We start from the raw sequence: 19,026 nt of genomic DNA, 5'->3' as shown, positions 1-19,026 counted from the left end.
AAAAAGAAAACATTCGTATGGTATAGCTTTCATGATGAAAGTTAATATTACTCTTCTGTCCTTTTGCCTGAGATAGTGAACCCTTCGGCGTCGCAAAATGCGCTCTCTCCAGAACTGCTCCTGCTATAGTTTTATCCATAGCATTCATAGCTTGTATTGTATGTCTTGATGACATTATTTTAAGATATTATACATCCTATCAGTGCTACCATAAATATTCAAGGGTAAATTTCAGTCTTTTTCAGAAAAAAAGAAGATTGGAGTTCGTCTAGGTGAAAATTATACTAAACATAGTATTTTTAGACATACGTTAAAATATGGATAATGTTTAATGGTTAGTATAAAGGATTAAACAAGGCGAGGGATGAGTGAGGGAAGCAGCTAGAATTTTAATAAAGGAAGTTGAAAGTGATGTGAGCAGTATATTGCCTCACACTCTACTTGTTTCTGTTCAGTAAGTTGTCAGACGTTAAACAATAAATATAATATAGTAGAAACTCAGAATTTTTTGCAAAAAGGAAACCATCTCATAGTCATTTGAGATGGTTTCTTCCTGTTTAAAACAAAGTGAGATAGGTATATATAAATAAATCACCTTAGATTTCGCGAGTATATTTATTTCTAGTAGTCACTTATGCCTTAACGATTTTTTGAAATTATTTTTTAGACTTTATTTTACCTGTCCAAGTACGGAAGCCGCCTTGAAGCTGGTAAATTTGGTTGTAGCCACGTTTTTTAAGAAATAGAGCAGCACGTGCGCTACGGCCTGTATTTTGACAGTATAAATATACTGGTAAATCTGGGCGGATTTCTTTGTGACGTTGACGTAGAGTTGTTGAAGGAACATTACGTGCACCAAGAATGTGACCTGCATCAAATTCTTTTTGCTCACGTACGTCGATAAGCTGCGCTTTACGATAGCCTTCAATAAATTGTTCTTGTGTTAGGTTTGTTACGGCTTTTTTTAATCGTAGGGCATTGATGCCGATATATGCAATTACGACTACTAAAATAACACCGATTGTGATAAGTATGTTTAACAAAATTTCTTACCCCTTTCTATCTTCTTTATTATTATAAAAGATGCGCTAGCGATAGTCCAATGAGTTTGATAAAATTAATTAGATTGTGGCTAGAATGAATCTATCTTTATTAATACGGATTATATTAGTGAACTGTCACAGAACCATTCCACCATATTCTTGGATTAGGGTGGGGGATACTTTTATAAAGAATAGAACTAAACGCAGAGTGTTAAAATGAGGCTGAGAGAAACCTTTGGGCTCATCGGACGCAACCAAGAAAGCGCACAGCCAGAATGGAAATCTACCTCACGTAATTGTGATGAGACTTATTTTTGCATACATTCGCAAAGTTTAATTTAATATTTTTAGGAGATGAAAATATGACAACATGGTATTTTTTAAATTCAGGGAAATGCAGCCCTTCTTTTAATATGGCTTTAGATGAGGCATTACTTGATTGGCATAGTGAAGGTATAATCCCACCAGTCATTCGTTTTTATGAATGGGAGCCAGCAACTCTTTCGATTGGCTATTTTCAACAAGCGAAAAGAGATATTAATCTAGAAGCGGTAAAAGAACAAGGACTAGGCTTTGTTCGTCGTCCAACAGGTGGTAGAGCCGTTTTACATGAACATGAGTTGACGTATAGCGTCATTGTTTCAGAAAGCTATCCAGATATGCCTGAATCAGTGACAGAGGCATATAGAGTGTTAAGTGAAGGTATATTGCAAGGTTTTCATAATCTAGGTATGGATGCTTATTTTAGTGTACCTGATACAGAAGAACAAAGAGCAGACTTAAAGAAACCAAAAAGCGCAGTTTGCTTTGATGCGCCAAGCTGGTATGAGCTTGTTGTAGAAGGTAAAAAAGTAGCAGGTAGTGCACAAACTCGTCAAAAAGGTGTTATTTTACAGCACGGAGCTATTTTACTTGATTTAGATCAAGAAAAATTATTGTCTGTCTTCAAATTTTCAAGTGAAGAGGCAAAGGACCGTATGCGTAGAAAGATGCCAGAGAAAGCGGTTGCTATCAATAACCTTGTTAAAGAACCTGTGACTATTGAACAATGTGTGACAGCTTTTAGAGATGGTTTTGCAAAATCGTTGCAAATTGATTTAAAACCATTTACACTTTCTGAGGAGCAATTAGAATATGTACATGCACTAGAAGAAAAAAAATATGCATGTGATGATTGGAACTTCAAAAAATAAAAAATGGTATAAGAAAAATATTTTTTTAGCGTTCAACCCTTGTAGTAACAAGCAGTTAGCATTCCGTTCGAAATTGCAAGAGTTGAATTAAAAAACTATATATAGTATCTTTTTTTAAGACATATACACAATATGTAGTGTTTAACGACACATGATATTGTGTATTTATATTTGTAAAGCAGAAAATAAGGGAGGCAAAACGATGGTACTCACAAATCATCAACCCGAAGTAAACAAATTTGAACAGTTAAACAAAGATATTGAACAATTTCCACAGGTGCATCCTGTAACGCCTGATATGCACATTAAGCATAAAGGTGTATCAAGACTTGTGATGATCGATCGCTACTCGTTTAAGGATACGGAGAAGAAAACATTAAAAGCTGGTGATTTCGTCGTATTAACAGTGAAGGCAGATCCAAAATTCCCTGCACGTGGTTTAGGGACAATTCAAAAGCTTGATATGTCTACAAAAACAGCAGATATTTTGATTGAGGAAGATTACCGTAGTGCATTAGATGATCCAAAAGAGCAAGAAACGGGTGTGATTACGCGTTCAATTGACGTGCTAGAAAAGCCTCTTGAAATATTTTATGAACAAATCGCAAAACGAAATGCAACAGGGCTTGCTTCTGTTGAAAAAACACAAGAGAAACGCCAAGAATGGTTTGAGAAGTTTTATGAGCAGTTAGTATCATTAAAATTCATTCCAGCTGGACGAGTTATATACGGAGCAGGTTCTGAAACAGATGTAACCTTCTTCAACTGTTATGTAATGCCATTTGTAGCAGATTCACGTGAAGGAATCAGTGATCATCGTAAGCAAGTAATGGAAATTATGAGCCGTGGTGGTGGTGTAGGGACAAATGGTTCAACATTGCGTCCGCGTAACACTTTAGCACGTGGTGTAAATGGTAAATCATCTGGCTCTGTATCATGGTTAGATGATATTGCAAAGCTGACTCATCTTGTTGAACAAGGTGGTAGCCGCAGAGGTAAACATAATCTAGGTGCTTCTGCGTAAACAAACCTCGTGAATTGCTGGGAACTCTTTAACGGAAATATTGTCACTTTAATCGAGGTGGGAATGATGGATGTTTATGATGCGAAACGGCCACAAACTTGTTTTTGAAAATGTTAAACAACGCATTATAAATGCACTGCTAGCTACAACGTAACTGGAAACGGTAAGCGTGAATGCTTGAAAATAGCAGTGGGATAAAGACAATCAGCAGCCAAGCCTCTTCCAAAGGGGAAGGTTCAACGACCATCGAAAGCACGCTAAGTTAGCGGAAGTGAGTAGAGTAGGAGTGAAGCCACTCCGAAGTGCGAGGACATCTAATAGATGTAAGATATGGTCTCAACTTCTATGGTGACATAGAGAGTGGGTGTAGCGAACCCGCGTAAGAAATTGGCACAAATGATTATGCTGGCAGATTGGCATCCTGATATTGTGGAATTTATTATTTCAAAAATGCAAAATCCACGTATTCTACGATACCTAATCGAAAATACAACGGATAAAACGATTATTCGTCTAGCAAAAGAAAAATTAAACTTTAAACCTCTTTCAACTCAAGAGGAAGCTATGTACCAAGGTATTGTTAACTATAAAGGTATCGAAGGTTTAGGTGGTTTTGATACGGCTATTATTCGTGAAGCGGAAAACAAGCTTCGTGATGGTGGTACTTATACTGTTCACAATCAAGAGTTTTTAACGGGTGCAAATATTTCTGTAACATTAACAAAAGAATTTATGCAAGCTGTAGAAAATGACGCTGACTTTGAGCTTCGTTTCCCAGCTGTTGAAGAATATACAAAAGAAGAGATGGCTATTTACAACAGTGAATGGCATAAAGTTGGAGATGTGCGTGAATGGGAGAAAATGGGCTATAAAGTACGCACTTACCGCACGATTAAAGCGAAGGAATTATGGAATTTAATCAACGTTTGTGCAACGTACTCTGCAGAGCCAGGTATTTTCTTCATCGACAACGCCAATGAAATGACAAACGCAAAAGCTTATGGTCAAAGCGTTGTAGCGACAAATCCATGTGGGGAACAACCACTTGCACCATATTCTGTGTGTAACTTAGCAGCTGTGAACTTAGCGCAGTTTGCAAATAAAGAAGATCAAACAATTGATTTCGAAGCACTACGTGAAACAGTTCGTGTTGGTGTTCGTATGCAGGATAATGTAATTGATGCAACACCATACTTCTTAGAAGAAAACCGTGTACAAGCTTTAGGTGAGCGTCGTGTTGGCTTAGGCGTAATGGGCTTAGCGGACTTACTAATTTATTGTGAGAAAGAATATGGCTCAGAAGCTGGTAATGAGCTAGTCGATGAAATCTTTAAGACGATTGCTGAAACTGCGTATGAGACGTCAACAGAACTTGCGAAAGAACGCGGCAGCTTCCCATTCCTTGTAGGAGCAACTGAGGAAGAGACAGCACGTTTACGTAAAGCATTTACTGAAACAGGCTTTATGCAAAAAATGCCTGCACACATTAAAGAGCAAATTTTAGCAACAGGTATTCGCAACTCACATTTACTAACAGTAGCTCCAACTGGTTCGACTGGTACGATGGTTGGCGTGGCAACGGGTCTTGAGCCATACTTCTCATTCACATATTACCGTTCTGGTCGCCTAGGTAAATTTATCGAGGTAAAAGCAGAAATCGTACAAGAATATTTAGAACGTCATCCGGAAGCAGATGAGAATAATCTTCCTGATTGGTTTGTTACAGCGATGGAGTTAAAACCAGAAGCACATGCCGATGTACAATGTATCATCCAAAAATGGATTGATTCATCTATTTCAAAAACTGTAAACGCACCAAAAGGTTATACAGTACAACAAGTTGAAAAAGTATACGAGCGTTTATATAAAGGTGGCGCTAAAGGTGGTACGGTCTATGTAGATGGTAGCCGTGATTCACAAGTACTGACACTAAAGGCTGAAGAAAATGATATGGATCAACTATCATTTGAGGAAGAATTAGTAGAAGTACCAACGAAGCGTCCAGTTGTATTAGTAGATACGATTCAAGCATTAGAATCGACAACAGTTATTGGTTCGGATGTTGGGAATACTTGTCCTGTATGCCGTAAAGGAACTGTAGAAGAAATTGGTGGCTGTAATACATGTACAAACTGTGCAGCACAGTTAAAATGTGGCCTATAAACCGTTTATAAAAAAGATGCGGTGTTTAAAATAAACTCGCGAAGCTTTGCCCCTTTGGATATAATTATCTAAAGGGGTGTTTTTGTGTTGAGCTGGATTAAAGAGGGGCAAGGAACTGGCGGTGGGGCAGATTATCCGCCTTGGTTTAAAATTAAGGTTCAGTAAAGGACACGCCATAAATAAAAGGTAGCGTATGATTCCCAGTTTTCCCATGGAAGCGATAATTCTAAGATTTCATCTTTCGAAGGCTTTCGGTCCATATTACGTAATATTTTTATTGAATTAATAAGACCTACATCATCAATTGGAAAAGCTGTCTGGAACCTGAGGCAGCGCATTAAAACATAATTGGCTGTCCAAGGACCGATTCCTCTTATTTTAATTAAGTTTTTTTCAGCATCTTTAAAGTTCATTTTCATTAATTTTTCCCTCGTTAATTCTCCACTTGCCATTAATTTAGCAATTCCAATAATATATTCACTTTTTTTTTCCGTCATTTTAATATCTGCTAGGTCGGTAGGTGTTAACTGTGCAATTCGTTCGTACGGTGGGAACACCCAATACTTTTTACCATTCCATTCGATGGAATCGCCAAATCTTTCTACAAATTGCTTCTTTAAGGAGTACGCGAAGGCTAAGTTAATTTGTTGCCCTAACACTCCCCAACATAAAGCTTCAAATAAATCGGGAATGCCGATAACTCGCAATCCATAAAATTTTTGGGCAGGTATTTTAAGTAATGGGTCTGCTTTTGCCATTTCATAAAATGGCGTTAAATCTTTATCAAGATCAAACCATTCATAAATGTATTTTACAATCTCTTCCCGTTTCAACTTTTCAATAGGTCGCGTATTATTTACGAATTGAACAACCATTTGTTTATTATTGAGTACACTTACCTGTACTAAGGACCGAATTTCCCCAATGGCTATAACTTTTGTAATGGTATTGTTCTCTATTTCATACATGCATTCATTTTTTTCCCTTGTTAAATAGCCTAGGTTTGCATTCATGTCGAAGTTTTCAGGTAATGCAATTACAATATCATCATTGACTTCATGCCATATCACTTTTCATTCTCCTCATCATTATTCCGATTTTTTATACTATAGAAGACTTACACTGACTGTAATTTTACTTTATCACATAATAATCTTACCTAATTTTGTTATCTTGCTATTACATTCTAAACTCCTTATTTTTTTTTATTTATGAGGTTATAGTGTTACTTATCAAGAATGCAAAATAGGAGTTGATAAAAATGGTCCAAAATATAAAAACACGTGTCGAGAGCTTAAATTGGGATTCGATTCAACATGAATTAGATGAGCAAGGATTCGCAAAGTTACCAGTGATTTTAACAAAAGAGGAATGTGAATTTTTCAAAAAATTGTATTGTGAAGAAGAGCCATACAGAACGACAATCAATATGACGAGATATCGCTTTGGGAATGGGGAGTACAAATATTTTTCCTATCCATTACCTGAAATCATCCAAAGTTTAAGAGAGTCCTTTTATGTAGAGTTGGCCAAAACAGCTAATCGATGGTTAGGTTATTTAAAGAAAACAGAACAGTTTCCAGAGCATTTTCAAGATTTTTTGAACACCTGTGTAGAATATGAACAAACTAGACCGACACCTTTACTATTAAAGTATGAAACAGGCGGATTTAATTGTTTGCATCGAGATTTATATGGAGACATATTTTTCCCGTTTCAAGTAGTATTTGTATTAAATCAACGTGAAAAAGACTTCTGCGGTGGAGAATCTCTATTAGTGGAACAAATTCCTCGTGCTCAGAGTAGGGGACATGTCATTACTTTAGAACAAGGCAGTGCGCTGATTTTTCCTACTAACTATAGACCTGTTCAAGGTAAAAAAGGATATTATAAACATACGGTTCGTCATGGAGTAAGCACGGTTACTGCTGGAGAACGATACGGTCTTGGAATTATTTTTCACGATTCTAAATAAAGTGAAACTTTGATCAATCGGGTATTCTTCATCCCCCACTGATCGTTAGTTAAACCAATTGGGCTTTTAAGGGGCTGTTCATCTCCCACCTAAACTTCTCCGATTTCTCAACGTTTTGAGGTTGGAGTCTTACAGCCCGTTAATGCGGGATAAAAAATAAACTTCAATATATTGCTGTTTCATTCCCAGAACTATACATTCTGAAATTATAGGGAGTATATTGTAAGGAGAGGTGAGGTCAATGCCGGATAGTATTAATAACGGACATAGAATTTTAAATGATGTAGAAATGATAACAAATGAAAAGTGGCAAGCAATTATAAATAATGATGCAGCGTTCAATAATCAATTTTTCTACGCTGTAAAGTCGACGGGGATATTTTGTAAACCATCCTGTAAATCTCGCGTTCCGAAAAAAGAAAATGTATGCATTTTTCCAAACGCAGAACAAGCTCTCCGTGCAAATTTTCGTCCTTGTAAACGTTGTAAGCCAACTAATGAAAATCTGCCAGATAACGAGTGGGTTGATTTAATTACTGAATACATTGATAAAAATTTCACAGAAAAAATAACGCTAGAATCGTTAGCAAATATATGTCACGGGAGTCCATATCATATGCATCGAACATTTAAAAAGATTAAAGGCATTACGCCGATTGAGTATATACAACAAGTTAGAGTACACGCGGCTAAAAAGTATTTGATTCAAACACATAAAGCGATTGGAGATATCGCTTTATGTGTAGGTATGGCTAACACACCTTATTTTATTACTTTGTTTAAAAAGAAAACTGGACAGACGCCAACGCAATTTCGTCAAATGAGTAAAATGGAGGAAAAGTACAATGGGAACAAAGAATAAACCAACCCTTTATTGGTCTTTACTAAAGTTTAAGGATTGGAATTTTTATATTGCTTCAACTTCTAAGGGGCTTGTGTTTGTGGGTTCACAGAACAAACCATTCGAGGAATTGTTCGAATGGGCTAAGAAACACTTTCCAGCAAGTCCTCTTGTTGAAGATGATGAAAAGCTGGAACCGTATGTCGCTGAAATCACTCAGTACCTAGAAGGGAAGCGGAAAACCTTTACTGTTCCATTTGAGTACGTAGGTACGCAATTTCAGCTAGCAGTCTGGAATGCACTTTGTGGAATTCCTTATGGACAGACGAAATCCTATTCCGACATTGCAAATGATATAAATAAACCAGCAGCTGTTCGTGCTATAGGAGCGGCTATTGGGGCTAATCCGATATTAATTACTGTACCGTGCCATCGTGTAATAGGGAAGAATGGCTCATTAACTGGCTATCGGGGTGGATTAGAAATGAAGACATTGCTACTGGATCTAGAAAAGCAAGCTTCATTAAGGCAATGAGTAATTATTGCCATACAATGAGTGGGGGGCCGTCATGAAAAATGAATTTTTTTATAAAAATCCGAAAACCATTCTGAATAAAGGGACTGGCTTTCTTTCTGGATATACGCATTCACTAAATCCATATACAGGCTGTTCTTTTGGGTGTTCCTATTGTTATGTACGCGAAATGCCTGTATCTCTTTTTCGAGAAGGGGAATGGGGAAATTGGGTCGATGTTAAAAACGGAGCTGCGAATTTATTAAAAAAGGAGCTTCGTCGCGCCAAAGCCAAAGGGAATGTAACCATTTTTATGTCATCAAGTACAGACCCGTATCAACCAATAGAGCATAAGGAAAAGGTGACGCGATCTTTACTAGAAGTGATGGTAGAAGATCCTCCTGACTTCCTATTAGTACAAACTAGAAGCCCACTTGTAAGTCGAGATATCGATTTGCTGCAACTTTTTAAAGATAAAGTTCGAGTAAGTATGACTATTGAGACAGATTCGGAAACAATCCGTAAACATTTTACGCCAAAGGCCCCTCCAATCCAGGCGCGCTTTAAGACATTGGAACAATTAGCAACTGCTGAAATACCCACCCAAGTTGCTATAGCCCCTATCTTACCGAGTAGGGAATGTTTCCCTATAAAATTGAAGCCATTCGTCGATCGGATTTGTATGGATGACTACTTCATGGGCGATGGCAGTGGTGGAAAACGAACAAGAAAACTAGGTATTGAGAAAAAATATGCCCAACTTGGTTTAGAAGAATGGTATGGACCACATGTAATTAATAAAGTATATAACCGATTCATTGAAACCTTTCCGGAAAATCACGTTTATGTGAGCCAGGCTGGGTTTGAGCCGTAAAAAAATTGTTTTCGAATTATATTTTCCATTCGAGCTCTCAATATGACAAATCCCTACTTTCATAATCAGGCACGATTATAAAGTGGGTACGGATTATATGCCGTAGTTAAACTTCAGGATGTTTCATAGTTAGGAAGGTCCGCTCGTTAAACGATTTTAAAACAGATAGACAGCATGAATTTCTATCAATTTAATAAAAAACATTTGATTATGCATTTAACAGACCTAAAGTATCAGCATCTTGCTGGTGCTTTTTTTAGTGGTGTGGGTAGCTTGCGCATGAACTCTAGGGTGCAGATTCCAATCTCTGAAGGAAGAAATACACCTGCCCAAGGAAAATTACTACATATAAAGCTAGATCCGATTGAGTTTGCGCAATAAAACAAAGCGCTTTCTTTTGAAGACCGTATCGGATAAATAAGGTGGATAGGTGGTGTGAAAGTGTATGTGCTTAGCTGGGGAGGTCTGACAGAAGCGTGAAGTATCCCTTCATAACGTGCTTGTTGAAAAGTAGGGGTATATTGAGTTTCATAGAACACCTAAAGGAGAAGGTAATTTGCTAATCATGAAGCGGTCTGCCTGGTACATCAGCTGAACTTGTAAAACAAGTGCTGACACAGGGAATCTTGTTGACAGTTAGGAATAAAAATAGAACACCTAAATCAAATACTTCGGACATCTAAGTATAGAGGAGCATTTTGTATGCATGGAATGAAAAACAGTGGAGTTCTCGAGTTATAGTATGTATGTAAATAAGGAGGATGAACCATGCAGGATTACAATGTAAAGGTAGAAAAATTAACAAAGAACTATGGGAAAAAAGCTGTTCTGAAAGGAATAGACTTTACTGCTAAAAAAGGAGAAATTATTGGTGTTATCGGTAAAAATGGCGCTGGGAAATCGACATTCTTGGAAATATTAATGACGATCAAAGATTATAATGACGGCAAGGTAGCTATTTTTGGTAATAACTTGAAGGAAGTTGATCAAGCTAAGCTGGAAGAAATCAAAAGTAATATATCTGCTGTACTTCAGCCTACACAGTTTTATAAAAAATTAAAAGTAAAAGAATTATTAGATCTTTTTCGTGCCTATTATGGTAGCAAAGTAGATTTAAATGAAATTATCGAAGGGTTTGAATTGCAGGAGCATCTAAATACGTTTTTTGATAATTTATCTGGAGGCTGGAAGCAAAAGGTTAGCCTAGCAATTGCATTTTCTTCAAAACCGCGTTTGATTATTTTGGATGAACCGACTACCGGTCTGGATCCTCATATGCGGAACGTATTATGGGAAAGTATCACAGGATATATAAAAAAAAATGACAGTACAGTGATTTTATCGACTCATTACATGGATGAAATAGAACTCTACTGTGATAGAGTTCTATTCATTAACGACGGTGTAACCGAAGTATATGATACGCCAGAAAATATACTGAAATCAGGTTATAAGTCTATTAATAGCTTTTATCTTGATAAAATTTCTAAATAAGGGGGCGAAAAGATGTTATTAACACAAATTAAATATGACTTAATCATGTTTTTTAGAGAGTTATTTTATTTAGTTTTCACAGTTGTTGTACCGCCAGTAACATATATTTTAATGGGACAAATGTTCAGTAATGCAACCTATAGCGGAGGAATGAATTATGTTCAAATGTATACACCATCGTTTATTGTCCTAATTAGTTTTTCAGTAGTATTTTTTGCCTTTGGTTTTGATCAGGTAATGAATCGCGCAGAAGGAATTGAAAAAAGACTTTTCATTACGCCTATAACGGATAAAATTTTGCTGATGTCCAGTATAGCCAAGTCATTTATTATTGCAACTGCAGGATTTGTCTTAATAACATTGATTGGCATACTTATTTATGATTTGCAACTTTCTATTGTTAATTTCTTAGTTTCATATTTAAGTTTGTTGCTTATTAATGCGATAATGTTAGTTTATTCTCATGCGATTTATTCGAACTTCAAGGAAGTAAAAACAGCACTAATTATGTCTATTGTTTTGTTTCAAATTGTTATGTTCACTGGCGGCTTTTCTGTACCTGTGGAGAGTCTTCCGAATTTTGTGAAATATGCATCCTATGTGAATCCGTTCTATCATTTAAATAACATGTATATTTCAATTTGGAATCAGACATTTGAATTCAATCAAGATATGCTGATTTCAATCGGGTACACATCGTTTCTTTTAATTATTTCATTAGTTGTTATTAAGCTCAAAAAAAGATTTTAATGAGTTCCAACGATTTGGTGAGAATCGTTATAAGTAGACATTGTCTGCTACGTCATTTTGATAATGAGCTGTTGTTTTAAATGAATTTTTTGAACGAGCTTTATAAGAGCTGGAATATAAGCTTGAATTTTGGTCTGTTTTGTCTTTCTTTTAATTACCTATCTTCCGCTAACACGCCTTCTCTGATTCCTTTTATTTACTTATCTATAGTATACTATACAGTGGAGTTACTATATAGAAATGAGGGTCAGTGAGTGGCTATATTAGCATTCATTCAGGTTTTATTTTATTGTATTTTGGTAAGTTTCATTATAGGTAAACGTTTTTTTCGAAAGGAATATATTATTGCGGCCATATTGTTTAGTTTAATTATGGCATGGCTATATTCGTATTTAGATATTTTTGGTTCGTTATTAATATTTGCGTTTGTTCTTGCTATGTTTAAGTATACATCTCTAAAGTGGATACCTGCATTGTACTACGCATCAACAATAATGATTGCTATGATTCTAATTGATCATATAACATCTTTCATTATGGTAAAAATCTTTGGGATTAGTACTACCTTTATAGAAACGAACGGAATCATTTTTTCAGCGACATTACTTCATCACTTTATTACACTGATTATTGGCTTTATATTTATAGCCTTTTGGAAAAAAGTAACTATCCGAATTTTTGAGAAGGATGCAGATGATAAGAAATTAACGCGAATTGCGGCTTTCTTCGGTCTTTTTACATATGCGATTTATTTTACAATGATTGTTTATGTACGATTAACAGGAAATCAAAATAAGCTGGTATTGATGAATACGATGTACTTATTAATCTATTTTATTATTTTTGCTGTTAGTTTGTCGTTTCTAGTATATACCTTTAGAAAGCAGTTTGAGATGAGGGAAAAGGAAATTGAGCTAAACAGTCTACAAATGTATACCGAACAGCTGGAAAAAAACTATAATGAAATGCGAACTTTCCGCCATGATTACATCAATATTTTGTCTTCTATGTCAGAATATATCACTAATCGTGACATGACTGCTTTAGAAAGCTATTTTAATGACAATATTATGCGCGTCAGTCAAAAGATTCGTGACAATGATTTTAAAATGAGGGGATTGTCTCAAATTAAAATCCCAGAAGTAAAAGGGTTGGTATCCTCCAAACTGATTACAGCACAGGAAAAGGGGATAGATGTGGTTTTTGAATGTCCTAACGAAATTCATTATCTTAATATGGATAGTGTACTGTTGTGCCGCTGTATTGGAATTATTTTAGATAATGCCATTGAAGCAGCAGAAGAAGTAGAAAAAGGTACGGTTCGAGTGGGGTTTGTGGAGTTTGAACAATCCGTGTCCTTTGTCGTTTGGAATACGTTTAGAGATACTGGACATAAGCTCTTTCAATATTTCGAAAAAGGTTTCTCAACAAAAGGAGAAAATCGAGGCTTGGGGCTGACTAGCCTGAAGAAAATGGTTGATCAAGAAAATAACACACAGTTGGATACAGTTATAGAGGATGAATTTTTTAAGCAGGAAATTGTAATTTTAAAGTGAGGGATTGAGATGATTGATGTTTTTATTTGTGAAGATCAAAAGGAACAAAGAGAAAAGATAGACAGGTATGTTTCAAATTACATAATGATTGAAAACCTTGATATGCAACTGGTACTAACAACTGCAGATCCAGAAGAAATATTAGCCTATATAAAGGAGAGTAATCGACCTGGTTTATATTTTCTTGATATCGACTTGAATCATGAGATGAATGGTATCACACTTGGCGCGGAAATCAGAAAAATTGATCCAATAGGTGATATTGTTTTTATCACAACCCACTCAGAACTTACATATTTAAATTTCATTTATAAAGTAGCTGCGATGGATTTTATTATTAAAGATGATGTCGATTCTGTACAGAGCAAGATTGTTAGCTGTTTGAAGGTGACAAATGAAAGAAAGCAAGTAATGAACAAGACATCCAATAAAAAATTCGTTCAAAGAGTTGCAGATAAAATTATTAGTGTCAACTATGATGATATCATGTTTTTTGAATCCTCCCCATTACATAAAGTTGTTTTACATTTGGATAATCGTCAAGTGGAGTTTTATGGGAAGCTGAAAGACATAGAAAAAGAGTATGAAGGCTTCATTCGTTGCCATAATTCTTACGTAGTAAATATCGACAATATTCAAGAACTGGACTTAAAAAAGAAAGAAATTCTAATGGAAAATGGAGAAACTTGCTATGGATCTGCTCGAATGATTAAAGCTGTACAGAAAAAATTAGAAATGAATGTTATCGAATAAGAGTATGATTTCCTACTATTTCCGAGTGTTAAAAATGTATCGAAAAAGGAAATTGAAAGGTTAGTATGAACTATACATAAAAGAAAGCTATCGTTTTGATCAATCTTTATTCAAAACGATAGCTTTTTAAATGCGATACAATCAAACTTTAAATGAAGGTGGGTAAGTGTAATTTCCCGTTGACTTTTTCTCAAAGTCTCTATACGATAAATATCGTACCTTTGAAAATGTAAGGAGGATTATTAAAAATGATACCTAGACTATGGTCCCTAACTTTGAACCAGTAATTCAATACGGTCAAAGACTCTGTTTGTATAACACAGAGTAAACGGGATAAGTCTGTCCTTTTTTAGTAATCTTCATTTTAAATATAATTATCTAATTTGAAGAAAGGGATTATTCTGCCTTTCTTTATCTTTGTGTAATTTTCCTTTACTAAGAGAAGGCTCATTTGGTGACATTTACCTTCAAGCCTCTACTTTAATGAAGATGGGCAATTCCATTTACTCTAAATCACAGACAGGACGTCTGTGATTTTTTATTTTATTTAAAAGTAGGAGGGATTTTGAATGGGTATGTTACTTTTTTATTGATACGAGCTTAGTTTAGAAGCTCGTATCGATCCTTGCTATCGATACGAAATGATAAAAATTTCGGGAGGTAGCGAATATGGAAAAAATCTGTTTTGAATTAGAAAATGTTGAAGTAGCCTATTTAGATAAGGAAATCTTAAAGATCGACCGGTTAGCCATTCACCAATTTGACCGTATTGGGATTGTTGGTAGTAATGGTGCAGGAAAAAGTACACTATTAAATTTATTGTCAGGTAAGGTTCAACCAACTAAAGGAAAAGTGTATCGTCATGTTGAGTCCGGATGTTTTGAACAACTTGAAGCACCAACATCACTTGGAGCCGATCCAGTATTACTTGGAAAATTAGATATACCAAAAGATTCGGTTCATTTAAGTGGCGGCGAGCAGACAAGGATGAAGCTTGCTCAGTTGTTTACCAACTATTACGATGCATTACTAATTGATGAGCCGACAACGCATTTGGATCAAGAGGGGATTTCCTTTTTATTAGAGGAACTTCGGTATTATTATGGAGCGCTAATATTAACTAGTCATGACCGTGCTGTACTAGACGAACTAGTCACGACAATTTGGGAAATTCATGAAGGCAAGGTCCTAGTTTATTTAGGGAATTATAGTGAATATGTGGTTCAAAAGCAGTTAGAACGTGAGCAACAACAGCAAGCCCATGAACAGTTCGTGAAAGAAAAGAGGCGGCTCGAAAAAGCAGCACAAGAAAAAATGAAAAAAGCTCAAAAGGTCGCTCAAGCTGGGCGGATGTCTAAAAGGGAAGCGAATGCCTTACCGAACAAGTCGTTTATGACGAAGTCCAAAGGTACGAGTGCAAAAGCGATGCAACGTGCAGCTAAAGCTATTGAAAATCGAATGGAAAAACTTCAGGAAGTCGAAGCTGTAAGAGAAAATAGACCTATTGTTTTCCGCCAATCTAAAGCTACAGAATTGTATAACAAGTTCCCGATTATGGTTGAGCGATTGACACTTCAAATTGAAAATAAAATATTATTAGAAGATGTTAGTTTCCAACTGCCACTTGGTAAAAAAATTGCGATTACAGGTAGCAATGGCAGTGGGAAAAGTACATTGCTAGACTATATTGCAAAGAAGGATTATAGCCTAATAATTTCTCCAAAAGCAAAAATAGGATACTTCAGGCAAATGAGTTACCATTTCACGAATGATGCAACAGTTATGCAATTCGTAAAAAATCGCTCAGGATACGATGAACCATTTGTACGAAGTGTTTTACATTCAATGCAGTTTGTTGGTACAGATTTACAAAAAAGTGTAAAGTCTTTAAGTGGCGGAGAAGCTATTCGACTCCAACTATGTCTGCTATTCTTAGGTGAATATAATATTTTATTGTTAGATGAACCAACTAATTTCTTAGATATTGATGCTATAGAAGCATTAGAAACTTTTATTACTGGATATGAAGGCACTATTCTTTTTGTTTCACATGATCAACAATTTATAAAAAATGTAGCAGATTTACAATTGAGTATTCATGAGAAAAAATTGATACAAAATTGAGTGATAAAAAAGCCGCCGGATTTTCGGCGGCTTTTTAATTAGTTGAAACGATTTTCGACGATTGGCTGTAATTATAGAAGATTAATAGCTAGAAAATGATCAAACTTTATTTGAAAGCTACATTTATCTCGTTATAAAGATAGGTAGGCAATTTTTTTTCTTCATTTAGAAAAACTGCTGCCTCCTTTGAGAGGGGGGGGGCCAACCATTTATCCCGTATAAACGACCAGTCGTCGAAATTCCATTTACATAACTACATAAAAATTTTATAGTGAAAACGAATGAAAGGACTGTGATGATATGAAGGTAGAAGTGTCGATTGACCCGGCATGCAAAGAGCCTAAAGTGACTATTCATACTGATAAGATGACCGATAAAATAGAAAATCTCATGCAGTATATCGCTTCCGCTGAAATGAATACATTATCGGTTTTATCACATAGAGGTGTTGAATTTATTAACTGTGGGGACATTGTGCGCATTTATACGGAACAAAAGAAAGTTTTCGTGCAAACGATGGGTGGTATTTACAATGTACGTTTTCGCTTGTATGAGCTTGAAAAAAAGCTGAATGCACAGCTATTTGTACGAATTTCAAATGCAGAAATGGTCAATCGAAATATGATTATACATATGGACATTAGTAAAACAGGAACAATTGGAGTTGAGCTCAAAGGTGGGATTAAAACATACGCTTCAAGGCGCTATGTAACGAAAATTAAGAAGCAATTAGGACTATGAGGTGAAAAACGTGCGAAAAGACTTACTAATTCGTATTATAGGTGGATTTGTCATTGGTGCTGTACTTGGGCAAGTAGTGCAATTTTTTGTATCAATGGGGATCGCGCAAGGAAGTTACGCTTGGGTAGTGCCCGAATTTCGAGCGTTATTTACAAATGAAATAATCGCAATAATCACGCAAGTATTGTTGACTGGCTTGATTGGGATAACCTTCGCTGTAGCTGCACTATTTTTTGAAATGGCTAGATGGGGGATGCTAAAGCAGTTTATTGTGCATTTTTTTGTAACGGCAATTATTTGGATACCTATTGTGATGATTTTATGGATGCCGAAAACGATGGCCAATGTTTGTTCTTTATTAGCAAGTTTCTTAGGAACATATGTCGTGACATGGCTATTGCAATATAAGCTTTCGAAGCGTGATATAGAAAAAATTAATGCCATGCTAATAGAGAGAGGTGAGTCTCATGACGATTGAAATTAAGAGTTTAACAAAACAGTTCAAGGAACATGTAGTAGTGGATCAGTTATCTTTAACTATTATAAGTGGAGAATTCTTTGCACTTCTCGGGCAAAATGCAGCCGGGAAGACGACAACGATTAAAATGCTTTGTGGACTTTTGCCACCAACAGCTGGTGATGCCCTTTTAGATGGTGAAAGTATTGTTCATCATCAAGTCGCTGCTAAAAAGAAATTAAATATTTCTCCGCAGGAAACAGCAATTGCACCGAATTTAACAGTAGTAGAGAATCTGCTATTAATGGGCCAAATTTATGGATGCTCAAAAACGGAGGCGCAGAAACGAGCAAGCGCACAAATGAATGTATTTGGCTTGACTCCTCGGCAGTCCAGTAAAGCTAAAACGTTATCGGGCGGCTACATGCGTCGCTTAAGTGTTGCGATGGCTATGATGTCTAATCCGAAAATACTTTTCCTAGACGAACCAACTTTAGGTATGGATGTACGTGCACGTCGCGATTTATGGAACGTATTAAATCAATTAAAAGGTCATGTAACGATTGTCTTAACAACTCACTATTTAGAAGAGGTCGAGATGCTGGCAGATCGTGTAGGAATTATGCATCGAGGGAAATTACGTGCTCTTGGTACAATCCAGCAATTATTGCATGAAACTAAAAAGGGTTCTTTAGAAGATGTATTTTTAGAGTATACAGAGGAGGAGTCCCTATGAAAGCAAGTGTATTTGCGACAAGAAATCATAAGGAAATAGTACGCGATCCGGTAACGCTCATCTTTGGCATGGGCTTACCAATGCTTCTTATGTGGCTATTTTCTGTCATGCAAAAAAATATGCCATTCGCTTTATATGAAATTAGTAATCTCACACCAGGTGTTATTGTTTTTAGTTTCTCATTTCTTACTCTTTTTTCAGGTATGTTACTAGGCAAGGATAAAAGCTCATCCTTTTTAATGCGGATTTTTGCTTCTCCTATGTTAGCGCGAGATTATATTTTAGGCTATGTGCTACCTCTGCTACCAATTGCATTCATGCAAATTATTTTTTGTTTACTCACAGCCGTATTTTTAGGATTATCCTTTAATATATCTGTCCTTTTAATGGTAGGCGTACTTATTGTCATTTCCTTATTGTATATTGGTTTTGGTTTATTACTTGGCACAATTTTTACGGACAAACAGGTAGGGGGGATCTTTGCGATATTTGTCAATTTATCAACTTGGTTTAGTGGTACGTGGTTTGAGCCTGACTTGATAGGTGGTACATTTCAATCTATCACGCAATTTTTGCCATTTGTCCATGCTGTTTATGCGGCGCGTGCAGTGCTAAGTGGAGCATATTCAGATGTTTTCGTGCCACTTGCTATCGTTTTAGGGTATACAGTCTTTATTTTTATGATCACTACTCTGTTATTTCAACGGAAGATGCGAGGTCAGAGCTGAAATTTGAATTTATATAGTAGGATTTTCAGGAAATCTCTCGAAATGTTATAAGTATAAAGG

General features: G+C 36.0%; 17 protein-coding genes, 2 pseudogenes and 1 riboswitch. Of the genes and pseudogenes, 17 read left to right on the top strand and 2 right to left on the bottom strand.

Annotated elements, in window-relative coordinates; all coding sequences use genetic code 11:
• Positions 1-45: 45 nt before the first annotated feature.
• Positions 46-122, bottom strand: a riboswitch (glycine riboswitch).
• Between the two features lie 534 nt (positions 123-656).
• Complete coding sequence (locus tag ACFTQ7_RS03665) at positions 657-1,043, bottom strand: rhodanese-like domain-containing protein (RefSeq protein ID WP_079562970.1); 387 nt, start codon at positions 1,041-1,043, stop codon at positions 657-659.
• Positions 1,044-1,405: 362 nt separating this feature from the next.
• Between ACFTQ7_RS03665 and ACFTQ7_RS03660 the strand changes: the two genes are divergently transcribed.
• The 3 genes and pseudogenes from ACFTQ7_RS03660 to ACFTQ7_RS03650 all read left to right on the top strand — a co-directional run.
• Positions 1,406-2,236 (top strand): lipoate--protein ligase family protein, encoded by an 831-nt coding sequence (locus ACFTQ7_RS03660; protein WP_386827365.1) that lies wholly within the window; start codon positions 1,406-1,408, stop codon positions 2,234-2,236.
• 202 nt (positions 2,237-2,438) lie between these two features.
• Positions 2,439-3,233, top strand: a pseudogene (locus ACFTQ7_RS03655) (ribonucleotide reductase N-terminal alpha domain-containing protein); the annotation flags it as partial.
• A 417-nt stretch (positions 3,234-3,650) separates the two neighbouring features.
• Positions 3,651-5,423 (top strand): annotated as a pseudogene (locus ACFTQ7_RS03650) (vitamin B12-dependent ribonucleotide reductase); the annotation flags it as partial.
• Positions 5,424-5,581: 158 nt separating this feature from the next.
• Here the strand turns inward: ACFTQ7_RS03650 and ACFTQ7_RS03645 are convergent.
• Positions 5,582-6,493: a DNA glycosylase gene (locus ACFTQ7_RS03645; protein ID WP_386827363.1), complete on the bottom strand. Its 912-nt coding sequence runs from the start codon at positions 6,491-6,493 to the stop codon at positions 5,582-5,584.
• 191 nt (positions 6,494-6,684) lie between these two features.
• On the opposite strand from ACFTQ7_RS03645, the gene ACFTQ7_RS03640 reads away from it, so the two are divergent.
• From ACFTQ7_RS03640 to ACFTQ7_RS03575, 14 genes are all read left to right on the top strand, one after another.
• Positions 6,685-7,398 (top strand): 2OG-Fe(II) oxygenase, encoded by a 714-nt coding sequence (locus tag ACFTQ7_RS03640; RefSeq protein WP_386827361.1) that lies wholly within the window; start codon positions 6,685-6,687, stop codon positions 7,396-7,398.
• Between the two features lie 241 nt (positions 7,399-7,639).
• Positions 7,640-8,260, top strand: a complete 621-nt coding sequence (locus tag ACFTQ7_RS03635) for a bifunctional transcriptional activator/DNA repair enzyme AdaA (RefSeq protein WP_386827359.1) — start codon at positions 7,640-7,642, stop codon at positions 8,258-8,260.
• A complete protein-coding gene (gene adaB, locus ACFTQ7_RS03630) occupies positions 8,244-8,774 on the top strand; it encodes a methylated-DNA--[protein]-cysteine S-methyltransferase (RefSeq protein WP_386827357.1) in 531 nt (176 codons plus the stop codon). The genes ACFTQ7_RS03635 and adaB overlap by 17 nt, the downstream gene beginning before the upstream one ends.
• Positions 8,775-8,808: 34 nt before the next feature.
• Positions 8,809-9,627, top strand: a complete 819-nt coding sequence (locus ACFTQ7_RS03625; RefSeq protein WP_386827355.1) for an SPL family radical SAM protein — start codon at positions 8,809-8,811, stop codon at positions 9,625-9,627.
• 174 nt (positions 9,628-9,801) lie between these two features.
• Entirely contained in the window at positions 9,802-10,008 is a 207-nt protein-coding gene (locus ACFTQ7_RS03620; RefSeq protein ID WP_386827354.1) for a hypothetical protein, read from the top strand.
• A gap of 387 nt (positions 10,009-10,395) precedes the next feature.
• Complete coding sequence (locus ACFTQ7_RS03615; RefSeq protein ID WP_386827352.1) at positions 10,396-11,121, top strand: ABC transporter ATP-binding protein; 726 nt, start codon at positions 10,396-10,398, stop codon at positions 11,119-11,121.
• A gap of 12 nt (positions 11,122-11,133) precedes the next feature.
• Positions 11,134-11,871, top strand: a complete 738-nt coding sequence (locus ACFTQ7_RS03610; protein WP_386827350.1) for an ABC transporter permease — start codon at positions 11,134-11,136, stop codon at positions 11,869-11,871.
• Between the two features lie 254 nt (positions 11,872-12,125).
• Complete coding sequence (locus ACFTQ7_RS03605; protein ID WP_386827348.1) at positions 12,126-13,427, top strand: sensor histidine kinase; 1,302 nt, start codon at positions 12,126-12,128, stop codon at positions 13,425-13,427.
• A gap of 9 nt (positions 13,428-13,436) precedes the next feature.
• The gene (locus tag ACFTQ7_RS03600; RefSeq protein WP_386827346.1) at positions 13,437-14,180 is read left to right on the top strand and encodes a LytR/AlgR family response regulator transcription factor; all 744 of its coding nucleotides are present in this window, start codon (positions 13,437-13,439) and stop codon (positions 14,178-14,180) included.
• Positions 14,181-14,849: 669 nt separating this feature from the next.
• Positions 14,850-16,304 carry an Msr family ABC-F type ribosomal protection protein gene (locus ACFTQ7_RS03595; RefSeq protein WP_386827344.1) on the top strand — a complete coding sequence of 485 codons (1,455 nt, stop codon included), beginning with the start codon at positions 14,850-14,852 and terminating at the stop codon, positions 16,302-16,304.
• 300 nt (positions 16,305-16,604) lie between these two features.
• A complete protein-coding gene (locus ACFTQ7_RS03590; RefSeq protein ID WP_386827342.1) occupies positions 16,605-17,045 on the top strand; it encodes a LytTR family DNA-binding domain-containing protein in 441 nt (146 codons plus the stop codon).
• A 10-nt stretch (positions 17,046-17,055) separates the two neighbouring features.
• A complete protein-coding gene (locus tag ACFTQ7_RS03585) occupies positions 17,056-17,523 on the top strand; it encodes a DUF3021 domain-containing protein (RefSeq protein WP_386827340.1) in 468 nt (155 codons plus the stop codon).
• On the top strand, positions 17,513-18,238 hold the full coding sequence (locus ACFTQ7_RS03580; protein ID WP_386827338.1) for an ABC transporter ATP-binding protein: 726 nt from the start codon (positions 17,513-17,515) through the stop codon (positions 18,236-18,238). Before ACFTQ7_RS03585 ends, ACFTQ7_RS03580 begins: the two co-directional genes overlap by 11 nt.
• On the top strand, positions 18,235-18,966 hold the full coding sequence (locus ACFTQ7_RS03575) for an ABC transporter permease (protein ID WP_386827336.1): 732 nt from the start codon (positions 18,235-18,237) through the stop codon (positions 18,964-18,966). Before ACFTQ7_RS03580 ends, ACFTQ7_RS03575 begins: the two co-directional genes overlap by 4 nt.
• The last annotated feature ends 60 nt before the right edge of the window (positions 18,967-19,026 follow it).

Source organism: Lysinibacillus sp. NPDC056959 (genome assembly GCF_042674095.1).
GTDB lineage: Bacteria > Bacillota > Bacilli > Bacillales_A > Planococcaceae > Lysinibacillus > Lysinibacillus zambalensis.
The sequence above is the reverse complement of the archived record's forward strand: the minus strand, read 5'-3'. Positions and strand labels throughout refer to the sequence as shown.

Coding starts and splice junctions, on each gene's coding strand:
- ACFTQ7_RS03625 (WP_386827355.1), top strand. CDS start 8,809: ATGAAAAATGAATTTTTTTATAAAAATCCGAAAACCATTCTGAATAAA.
- ACFTQ7_RS03575 (WP_386827336.1), top strand. CDS start 18,235: ATGAAAGCAAGTGTATTTGCGACAAGAAATCATAAGGAAATAGTACGC.
- ACFTQ7_RS03590 (WP_386827342.1), top strand. CDS start 16,605: ATGAAGGTAGAAGTGTCGATTGACCCGGCATGCAAAGAGCCTAAAGTG.
- ACFTQ7_RS03620 (WP_386827354.1), top strand. CDS start 9,802: ATGAATTTCTATCAATTTAATAAAAAACATTTGATTATGCATTTAACA.
- ACFTQ7_RS03635 (WP_386827359.1), top strand. CDS start 7,640: ATGCCGGATAGTATTAATAACGGACATAGAATTTTAAATGATGTAGAA.
- ACFTQ7_RS03615 (WP_386827352.1), top strand. CDS start 10,396: ATGCAGGATTACAATGTAAAGGTAGAAAAATTAACAAAGAACTATGGG.
- ACFTQ7_RS03595 (WP_386827344.1), top strand. CDS start 14,850: ATGGAAAAAATCTGTTTTGAATTAGAAAATGTTGAAGTAGCCTATTTA.
- adaB (WP_386827357.1), top strand. CDS start 8,244: ATGGGAACAAAGAATAAACCAACCCTTTATTGGTCTTTACTAAAGTTT.
- ACFTQ7_RS03640 (WP_386827361.1), top strand. CDS start 6,685: ATGGTCCAAAATATAAAAACACGTGTCGAGAGCTTAAATTGGGATTCG.
- ACFTQ7_RS03580 (WP_386827338.1), top strand. CDS start 17,513: ATGACGATTGAAATTAAGAGTTTAACAAAACAGTTCAAGGAACATGTA.
- ACFTQ7_RS03610 (WP_386827350.1), top strand. CDS start 11,134: ATGTTATTAACACAAATTAAATATGACTTAATCATGTTTTTTAGAGAG.
- ACFTQ7_RS03600 (WP_386827346.1), top strand. CDS start 13,437: ATGATTGATGTTTTTATTTGTGAAGATCAAAAGGAACAAAGAGAAAAG.
- ACFTQ7_RS03660 (WP_386827365.1), top strand. CDS start 1,406: ATGACAACATGGTATTTTTTAAATTCAGGGAAATGCAGCCCTTCTTTT.